This window comes from Luteibacter sp. SVR4-7G, from assembly GCF_056755555.1.
This window is the reverse complement of record NZ_JBPGXO010000046.1, coordinates 21553-30184: the sequence shown is the minus strand read 5'-3', so window position 1 is coordinate 30184 and position 8632 is coordinate 21553. Positions and strand designations below refer to the sequence as shown.

The window sequence follows — 8632 nt, the reverse complement described above, 5'->3', positions numbered from 1 at the left end:
TTTTGGGGCGCGCCACGGCGTACATTTCCCACGCGATCTTCTTCAGCAGCGCCTGGCTGTCGTCGCCTTCCTTGTAGAGGTCGAAATGCGTCCTGCCGGGGACGAAGCGGATGTCGCTCTTCGCGTGCAGACCGTCCAGGGTCTCCTTGAGGAGTTTCGCAGCGCCATCGAGGTAAAAGGTGTCCGCCGTGCCGACGATCACGTGGATCTTGCCGTCCAGATCCGGCTTCAGCGCCGGCCACTGCGTGCGCAGGCGCTGGGCGATGTCGTAGTGCGCGCGCCAGTAGGCGGCCACGTTCGGATCCACCGCGCCCGTGTCGCGGTTGAACATCGGTTGCGGCCGGCCGTCGTTGCCGCGCGGCGAGAATACCCATTCGAACGAGGCGAGCTGGCCGCCGTACGCACCGAGCACGCGCTCCAGTTTGGCGAAGGTCTCGAACGTGGCGATCACCTGGCCCTTATCGCGGACCAGCGGATTTTCGCTGCCATCGGGCTTGCGATAGGCGTTCGCGCCGGGCGAGCTCAGGTCGATACCGGTGAAGTCGCGGAAATCGCTCGGATCGGGCGAGGTCGACCAAGTGCCGCCAAAGATCTTCGGATACCGCGTCTGCAGCCACAGCGTGGCCCAGCCACCGGACGAATGACCGTTGAGGAAACGCCCGGACGGCTTCGCGTCCATGCGGTAGCGGCCCTCGAGCCAGGGAATGAACTCGGTGGTCAGCGCCTGGCCCCAGGGGCCATTGTTCACGGAGTCGGCGAACTCGTGGGTACCGGTGGGCCCGGATTCGTCGAGCAGTACCCAGATCATGGGCGGCATGTCTTTCTTCGACATCGCCAGCCAGAGCCCGGCGATGGTGCCGGCATAGTGATCGAAGCTGCCGCCGAAACCATGGGTCAGGAACACGGTCGGGTAGCGCGTCGAGCCGTTGGGGTCGTAGCCGGGCGGGGGTCACCACCCAGGCCCGGATGGACAGCGGACGTCCTGCAAACGCGGTGAGCGCCGGGCTTTCGAACACTTCCGCATGGGCGTGCCTGCGCGCCTCGGGCAGCGCGTCGCGAAACGCTTGCGGCGCCTTCGGCGACAAGGCCCAGGGATCCCTCGCCGGCACGGTCTTGCTCAGCTTCAGCACCGGCAAGCTCCCGCCCGGGGTGAGTTTCACCGGCGTGACTTCGCTGATCAGGTCGCCGGCGTGGCGGCCGCTGTAGTTGTAATCGTGGCCGACATCGAGCACGGCCTGGAAGACGTAATCCCCCGGCGGCAGTGACGAAAAACCGGAAGGGAAAGCCTCGCCGTCGGTATCCAGGTCGACCGCCTGCCCCGGCGCGATCCAGCTCACCTCGCGCGCGGCCACCGACACCGCCGTCGGCCGGAATGGATTGGTATCGACCTCGTCGGGCTTCCCGTCCTTGGGGGCAGGCGCGGCGAACACGAGGAGCCGGCCTGACGTGCCCTTGTCGCCCACGCCATCCAGCGAAACACGGACAATGCGATGCGCCAGAGGCGCCTCGTCGGCATGGGCGGCGGCACCGCCGGCAAGCAACGCGAGCGCGAGGATCGCGCGGGCGGGAAGGCATTTCATCGGGGACCCCTTTCTCGGGCCGCGGAAGCGCGGCATGGCAACATGCCCGATCCTGCCACGAGACGAGGAGCGAACGGAATGGATGCGGAATGGATCGGCCGCCATGCGCTGTCCCTCTGGGCCCTGCTGCTCGCCGTCGCCCTCGGCATCGCCGACGTGGCCTGGCGGCGCGCGGTGCGCCGGCGCGAGGGCCGGGACGCGGCGGCCCGCGGATTCCTCCGGCCTGCGACGGCGGCAGCGGTCATCGTCGCCATGCTCACGATCGCCGCCGCGATCGCCGTCGAGGTGCGCGACGCAGCCGGACTTACCGTCTTCGACGCCGCGCTGGCTGACAACCTGCGCAACGACACTCCGCTTCCGGTCCTGCGCGGGATCGCCGTGCTGACCCATGCCGGCGATCCGCTCGTCCTCGGCGTCGCCACGCTCGCCGTTTTCCTCGCCTTGCTGTGGCGGCGGCACTTCCGGCTCGCCGGCGGCTGGATCACCACCCTGGTGGGGACGGCGCTCATCAATACCGCGCTCAAGTCGTGGTTCCAGCGCGAGCGCCCGCTGCACGACCACGGCTTCATCATGGAGCACAGCTATAGCTTTCCCAGCGGCCATGCCTCGGGCTCGATGGTGTTCTACGGCATGCTCGCCTATGTGCTGATCGTGCTCTGCCCGCCGCGCTGGCACCGCGCCATCGTCATCGCGGCCGTGGCCATGATCACATTGGTGGGCATCAGCCGGATCCTGCTCCAGGTGCACTACTTCAGCGATGTGATGGCCGGGTATGCGACGGGTCTGGCCTGGGTCACGCTGTGTGCCGGGAGCGCGGAATACTTCCGTCTTCGCGAAGGCCGCCGGGCCCGGACGTAATTTCATGCGGCCGTGACGGCATGGATGGTTGTGTGTCGCGATGTCGACCTCATCCGAATCCAGCGCGTTCGCCATCGTCATGAACACCGGCTCGGGCCACGGCGAGGCCGGCGCCGCGCGCGACGAGATCGCCGCCGTCCTCGATGCCGCCGGGCGCGCGCACTGCTTCTTCCCGATCGACGGCCAGCGCGACATCAAGGCTGCCGTACGCGAGGCGGCAGCCTACGCAAAGGCCAATGGCGCGGCGCTGGTGGCCGCGGGCGGCGACGGCACCATCAACGGCGTCGCCGGCACGGCATGGGAGGAAGACCTCGTCATGGGCGTGCTGCCGCAGGGCACCTTCAATTTCTTCGGCCGTACCCACGGCATTCCCACCGGGACACGCGAAGCGGCGGAGGCCTTGCTGCGCGCCACGCCGTGCGATGTCCAGGTCGGTCTCGTGAACGACAGGGTTTTCCTGGTGAATGCCAGCCTCGGCCTTTATCCCCAGGTGCTGGAGGACCGCGAGGCGTGGAAGCAGCGCTTCGGTCGCCATCGCATCGTCGCGTTATGGTCGGGCCTCTCCACCATGATGCGCGGCTACCGGCCGCTCCGCATCGAAGTGAGCGACGGCGAGCGCAAGCGCTCGCTCCGCACGCCGACGCTCTTCGTGGGCAACAACGCGCTGCAACTGGAGAAGATCGGGCTGCCGGAAGCGGAGCAGGTGCGCCGCAACGACGGCATGCTGGCCGGTCTGGTCCTGAAGCCGATCGGCAGGCTGACGATGCTCGGCATCATCCTGCGCGGCGCGCTGGGCAAGCTGGGCGACGCGGAGAACGCCGTGAGTTTCGCCTTCCGCGAGATCACCGTCGAGCCGAAGCAGCATCGCCACGCGGTCAAGGCCGCGGTCGACGGCGAAATCGTCTGGCTGGACCCGCCCATTATCTTCCGCGCCGCACCGCGCCCGTTGCGCCTGCTGACGGACCGTGTGCGCCAGCCCGGGGAGGATCCGGGGTGAGCCTCATCGTGCAGATTTCCGATCCGCATTTCGGAACCGAACGCGCCGACGTAGCACAAGCGCTGCACGAGTCGATCGTGACGCTCCAGCCCGATCTGGTCATCCTCTCCGGCGACGTGACGCAACGCGCCCGAAGGTCGCAGTTCGCCGCGGCGCGGCGATTCGTGGACAGATACGCGCGTCCCACCCTGGTGGTGCCGGGCAACCACGACGTTCCGCTCTTCAACGTGTTCGCGCGCGTGTTCGACCCCTTCGGAAACTATCGGCGCGCATTCGGCGACGAGCTCGAGCCCGAGTTCGAGAACGGCGAGATCCTGGCGATCGGCGTCAACACGGCGCGTCCCTCCCGGCACAAGAACGGCGAAGTCTCGGACGCGCAGGTCGAGCGGGTTTCGGCCCGGCTGCGGCGCGCCGCCGAGGGGCAGCTGCGCATCGTCGTCACCCACCAGCCGGTGCACGTGATCAGGGAGAAAGACATTGCGAACCTGCTGATCAACCGCGAACGGGCGATCGTCGCGTGGGCCGAGGCGGGTGCCGACCTGGTCCTCGGCGGGCATATCCACCTGCCCTACGTGCGACCGCTCGACGACGGATCGCGAAAACTTGCGCGCCCTCTCTGGTCGGTGCAGGCGGGCACCGCGTTGTCCACGCGGATACGCGAGGGTATCAGCAACTCCTTCCACCTGATCCGGCGCGACAGGCCAGACGCCTGCGCCGTCGAGCAATGGGATTATGACGAAGCGGCACGACGCTTCGAAGCAGGCCAGCGGACGGCGATTTCCCTGAGGCGCTAAGGTCCGTCCATACAAGTTGTCCACGTATGACGGGTCTACTATCGCCCTGGTCTATCCAAGGGGCACCCCGATGAGCTACCCACCTGCACCTGGCCGTTCCGCCGTGGCCAATGCCGTCTACGCGCTGCTCAACCCCATCCCGTTCGGCTTCTTCGTCGCCGCGCTAATCTTCGACATCGTCTATGCGAAGACCGGCACGATCCTCTGGGTAAAGGGTGCGGCATGGCTGATCACGATCGGCCTGCTGTTCGCCATCATCCCGCGCCTGGTCAACCTGACCCAGGTATGGATCACCTCGCGCCGGAACAGCACGGGTGCGGACCACGTCGATTTCTGGCTGAACGTTGTCGCCATCGTCGCGGCGATCCTCAATGCGTTCGTGCACAGCCGCGACGCCTACGCCACCATGCCGGCGGGCGTATGGCTTTCCGTCGTGACCGTGCTGCTGATCGCCGCCGGCCACGTGATCGTCGCCGTGCGCTACTCGACGCACCGGGAGATCTCCCATGGTTAAGACCTCGCATCTCGGCGTGCTCGCCCTGGCCTGCGCGGCCATGCTCGGCGCATGCAGCGAGAAAGGTACGCAGAATCCCATCGACCAGACCGGCGGCGATCCTGCCTTGCCAAAGGCGAAGAACTTCCTCGTGCCGCCGATGCAGGTGCCCGAGTTCGCGGGCTGGAAACAGGGGGCCGCACCGACCGTGGCCGCCGGCCTGAAGATCGAGAAGATCGCGAGCGACCTCAAGCATCCACGCCAGCTGCTCGCGCTGCCCAACGGCGACGTGCTGGTCGTCGAGGCCAACGGGCCGGGCGAGGAGGCGGTCACCACGCCCAAGCAACTGATCGCCGGCATCGTTAAGAACCGCTCGGGCAAGGGTGCGAAGGGCGGCAACCAGATCACGCTGCTGCGCAAGACCGGGGCCGCCGGTGAGTGGGAGAAGCACACCTACATCCAGCACCTGCATTCGCCGTTTGGCATCCAGCTGATCGGCAATACGCTCTACGTCGCCAACACCGATGCGATCGTGACCTTCCCCTATACGGAAGGCGCGACCGAGATCGCGACGCCAGGCACCGAGTTCACCGACCTGCCCTCGACGGTCAATCATCACTGGACGAAGACCCTGCAGGCCAACGGCGACGGCACGAAGCTTTATGTGGGCGTGGGCTCGAACAGCAACATCACCGAGAACGGCATGGAGGTGGAATATCGCCGCGCCGACGTGCTGGAAGTGGACGTCGCCAGCCGCGGCAGTCGCATCTATGCCTCGGGCATTCGAAACCCCACCGGCCTGCAGTGGGACCCGACCACGAACACGCTCTGGGCCATCGCGAACGAGCGCGACGAGATCGGCGCGGACCTGGTCCCGGATTACATGACCTCCGTGACCGAAGGCGCTTTCTATGGCTGGCCGTATAGCTACTACGGGCAGCACGCGGACAGCCGGGTGATGCCGCAGCGGCCGGACATGGTGCAGAAGGCGGTCAGGCCCGATTACGCGCTGGGCTCGCACGTCGCCGCACTCGGCTTCCTGCTCAGCCAGAAGAACGCCTTGCCGGCGAAGTACCAGAACGGCGCCTTCGTCAGCGAGCACGGCAGCTGGGACCGCTCGCCCCTTAGCGGGTATGCGGTGGTCTTCATCCCGTTCCAGAACGGCAAGCCGGTGGGCAAGCCGGAGACGCTGGTGGGCGGCTTCTACTCGAAGGACGAGAAGGAGCTGTACGGCGCACCGGTGGGCATCGTGTTCGACAAGGACGGCGCGCTCCTCATCGCCGACGACGTAGGCAACGCAGTGTGGCGTGTCTCGGCATTGTAGGAGCGTGCTTGCGCGCGACCGCTTTTCGAGACTTCGTTACAGGGCCTGTCGCTCCTCGCCAAAAGTCGTCGCGCGCGAGGCGCGCTCCTACACGTATTGCATCTTGCGGGTCATGCCGCCGTCCGCGGTGAAGTTCTGCCCGGTGATGAAGCCGGCCTGCGACGAAAGCAGGAACACAGCCAGCGTGCCGATGTCCGGCGGCAGGCCCGCACGTCCCACGGGATGCTGCGCATGGTCTGCCGCGGACAGCTTCGGCTTGTGCCGCGCCGGTGGCTTCTTCCACTCGTCCACCACGATCCAGCCGGGGTTGATGGCGTTGACGCGCACCGGGCCCGCGCTGATCGCCAGCGCGTGGGTGAAGGCCACGATGCCGCCCTTGCTCGCGGCATAGGCCTCGGTGTCCGGCTCGGACTGATGGGCGCGCGACGATGCGATGTTCACGATGGCGCCATTGCTTTCCCTGAGCGCCGGCAGCGCATGCTTGCTGCACAGGAAGGTACCGCCGAGATTGGTGTCGATGCGGCGCTTCCACTCGCTCCACTCGAGCCGTTCCAGTGGGCCGGTTTCCGGATCGGCGATACCGGCATTGTTAACCAGGCCGTCGATGCGGCCGTAACGGCGCAGGGCGGTGCCGACGAAGCGCTTCACGCTTGCTTCCCTGGATACGTCCAGCACGACGAAGGCGGCGCGGTCGCCCGCGTTCCACTCCTCGAGGCATGCCTTGCCCGCCTCCGCGTCCAGGTCGCCGATCAGCACGCTGCCGCCCGCGTCGAGCACGGCCTGGGCGATGCCCTTGCCGATGCCTTGCGCTCCGCCGGTGACGAGGACGACCTTGCCGGGCCATTCGGCGGCGGCGGGCAGAGGCAACGGCGAGGCGTGTTTCGGGGCGGGCATGGCGAGGCTCCTCCGGGACAGCCTTCGATCGTCCGCGCGCTCGCGTGGAAGAAACGTCACGCGCGGCGGTAATAGTCCACTTCGCGATACCGCCGCGCATACAGCCCGAAGGCCAGCGCCGCCACGGCGGCGAATACGGCGAAAAAGAACATCTGGAACGCGGTGACTCCCAGCCCCGTTCCCGCGATGCCCGCCATGACCGACTCGTTGCGTACGCCCGCGTTCGCCAGCAGCACCCAGAGATTGCCCACGGTGACGCTGAGGGTCCAGAAGCTCATCAGCGTGCCCTTCATCGAGGGTGGTGCCTGGCTGTAGGCGAACTCCAGACCGGTGGCCGACACCAGCACTTCTCCCATCGTGAGGAAGGCGTAAGGAAGCAGCTGCCAGGCGATGGAAACGGCGTCGCCGCCATCGATGGCCAGCTGGATGAAGCCCACGATCGCCCATGCGATGGCGGAGAAAACGATGCCGGCCGTCATTCGGCGCAACGCCGTCGGTTCGACGCCCGCGCGGCGCAGCAAGGGGAACAGCAGGAGGTTGTTGAACGGAATCAGCATCAACACCAGGGCCGGGTTGACCGCCTGCATCTGCGCGGGATGCAGCCAGTCGGGAAAGCTCATCGCGTTGGCTTGCAGCACCCAAGTGGAGGCCTTCTGGTCGAACAGGGACCAGAACGGGGTGACCAGGGCGAACACCAGCAGTACGCGCAGCACCGCCGCGACGGCATCCACCGCTTCGGCGGGATGCCGCCCGCGCGCGCGTTCGAGCTGCATCTGCGCGCCGATGCCGACGCCGCCGAGGAGCAGGACGAAGGCGAGGCAAAGGGCGGCAACGATACCAAGGGTGGGAGCAAGGGCCAGCGATGCCGCGGCCATGACGAGCGCTGCCACGGTCACGGCGAGGCCCGGCCTGCCCTGCCCCGGCGCATGCGCGAGCAGCGCCGTGCGCACGACTTTGGTGAACGCGTCCGGATCGCTGCCGGACGGCGGAAGCATGACGTAGTGGCGGCGCCCGCTCCAGAACACCACCGTGGCCACGAACATCAGGGCGCCCGGGATCCCGAACGCGACCGCCGCGCCGTAGTGGCGCAGGAAATACGGCATCGACAGCGAGGCCAGGAACGACCCGACGTTGATCATCCAGTAGAAGGCGTCGAAAACGATTTTGGCGAGCCGCCGGTTGCTTTCGTCGAACTGGTCGCCGACGAAGGCCGACACGCAGGGCTTGATCCCGCCCGCACCGAGGGCGATCAGCGCCAGTCCCGCGTAGAACCCCGCGATGCTGTGCTCGAACACCGCCAGGCAGAGATGCCCGAGGCAATACAGCAGGCTCAGCCACAGCACCGTCCGGTACTTGCCGAACCAGCGGTCCGCCAGCCAGCCGCCGAGCAGGGGAAAGAAATACACGCCGATCACGAACGTGTGGAAGACGTCCTTCGCCGCACCGGGCCGCTCCGCTTCCGGCAGGTACATCAGCAAGGAGGTCACCAGGAACGGCGTGAGGATGTTGCGCATCCCGTAGAAGCTGAAGCGCTCGCAACCCTCGTTGCCCACGATGTAGGGGATCTGCCTGGGCAGGCGCGCGGGCGGCGCGGCGTCGGTGTCGAGGGCGGTCATGGCGTTCCGGCTGGGATGCGACCGCAGGATCCTAAACGAAACGCTCAGGGGTACCGCGCTACGCTTCCGCCCATGT

General features: G+C 67.1%; 7 protein-coding genes and 1 pseudogene. 5 read left to right on the top strand and 3 right to left on the bottom strand.

The annotated features are described in order from the left end of the window. Positions 1-1580: pseudogene (locus ACR9ZH_RS15660) on the bottom strand (alpha/beta hydrolase); the annotation flags it as partial. 78 nt (positions 1581-1658) lie between these two features. Between ACR9ZH_RS15660 and ACR9ZH_RS15655 the strand changes: the two are divergent. The 5 genes from ACR9ZH_RS15655 (at position 1659) to ACR9ZH_RS15635 (ending at position 6046) form a co-directional block, all read left to right on the top strand. Beyond that, positions 1659-2438: a phosphatase PAP2 family protein gene (locus ACR9ZH_RS15655; RefSeq protein ID WP_481291686.1), complete on the top strand. Its 780-nt coding sequence runs from the start codon at positions 1659-1661 to the stop codon at positions 2436-2438. A gap of 40 nt (positions 2439-2478) precedes the next feature. Then, positions 2479-3435: a diacylglycerol/lipid kinase family protein gene (locus tag ACR9ZH_RS15650; RefSeq protein WP_481291685.1), complete on the top strand. Its 957-nt coding sequence runs from the start codon at positions 2479-2481 to the stop codon at positions 3433-3435. Then, a complete protein-coding gene (locus ACR9ZH_RS15645) occupies positions 3432-4229 on the top strand; it encodes a metallophosphoesterase family protein (protein ID WP_481291684.1) in 798 nt (265 codons plus the stop codon). Before ACR9ZH_RS15650 ends, ACR9ZH_RS15645 begins: the two co-directional genes overlap by 4 nt. Before the next feature lie 70 nt (positions 4230-4299). Then, entirely contained in the window at positions 4300-4743 is a 444-nt protein-coding gene (locus ACR9ZH_RS15640; RefSeq protein WP_481291683.1) for a DUF2231 domain-containing protein, read from the top strand. Next, on the top strand, positions 4736-6046 hold the full coding sequence (locus tag ACR9ZH_RS15635; RefSeq protein ID WP_481291682.1) for a PQQ-dependent sugar dehydrogenase: 1311 nt from the start codon (positions 4736-4738) through the stop codon (positions 6044-6046). The genes ACR9ZH_RS15640 and ACR9ZH_RS15635 overlap by 8 nt, the downstream gene beginning before the upstream one ends. A gap of 87 nt (positions 6047-6133) precedes the next feature. Here the strand turns inward: ACR9ZH_RS15635 and ACR9ZH_RS15630 are convergent, their stop codons facing one another. Next, positions 6134-6940, bottom strand: a complete 807-nt coding sequence (locus ACR9ZH_RS15630) for an SDR family oxidoreductase (RefSeq protein WP_481291681.1) — start codon at positions 6938-6940, stop codon at positions 6134-6136. 56 nt (positions 6941-6996) lie between these two features. Continuing rightward, positions 6997-8556 carry a POT-type proton-dependent oligopeptide transporter gene (locus ACR9ZH_RS15625; protein WP_481291680.1) on the bottom strand — a complete coding sequence of 520 codons (1560 nt, stop codon included), beginning with the start codon at positions 8554-8556 and terminating at the stop codon, positions 6997-6999. Positions 8557-8632 lie beyond the last annotated feature (76 nt).

Coding starts and splice junctions, on each gene's coding strand:
- ACR9ZH_RS15655 (WP_481291686.1), top strand. CDS start 1,659: ATGGATGCGGAATGGATCGGCCGCCATGCGCTGTCCCTCTGGGCCCTG.
- ACR9ZH_RS15650 (WP_481291685.1), top strand. CDS start 2,479: ATGTCGACCTCATCCGAATCCAGCGCGTTCGCCATCGTCATGAACACC.
- ACR9ZH_RS15640 (WP_481291683.1), top strand. CDS start 4,300: ATGAGCTACCCACCTGCACCTGGCCGTTCCGCCGTGGCCAATGCCGTC.
- ACR9ZH_RS15635 (WP_481291682.1), top strand. CDS start 4,736: ATGGTTAAGACCTCGCATCTCGGCGTGCTCGCCCTGGCCTGCGCGGCC.
- ACR9ZH_RS15630 (WP_481291681.1), bottom strand. CDS start 6,940: ATGCCCGCCCCGAAACACGCCTCGCCGTTGCCTCTGCCCGCCGCCGCC.
- ACR9ZH_RS15625 (WP_481291680.1), bottom strand. CDS start 8,556: ATGACCGCCCTCGACACCGACGCCGCGCCGCCCGCGCGCCTGCCCAGG.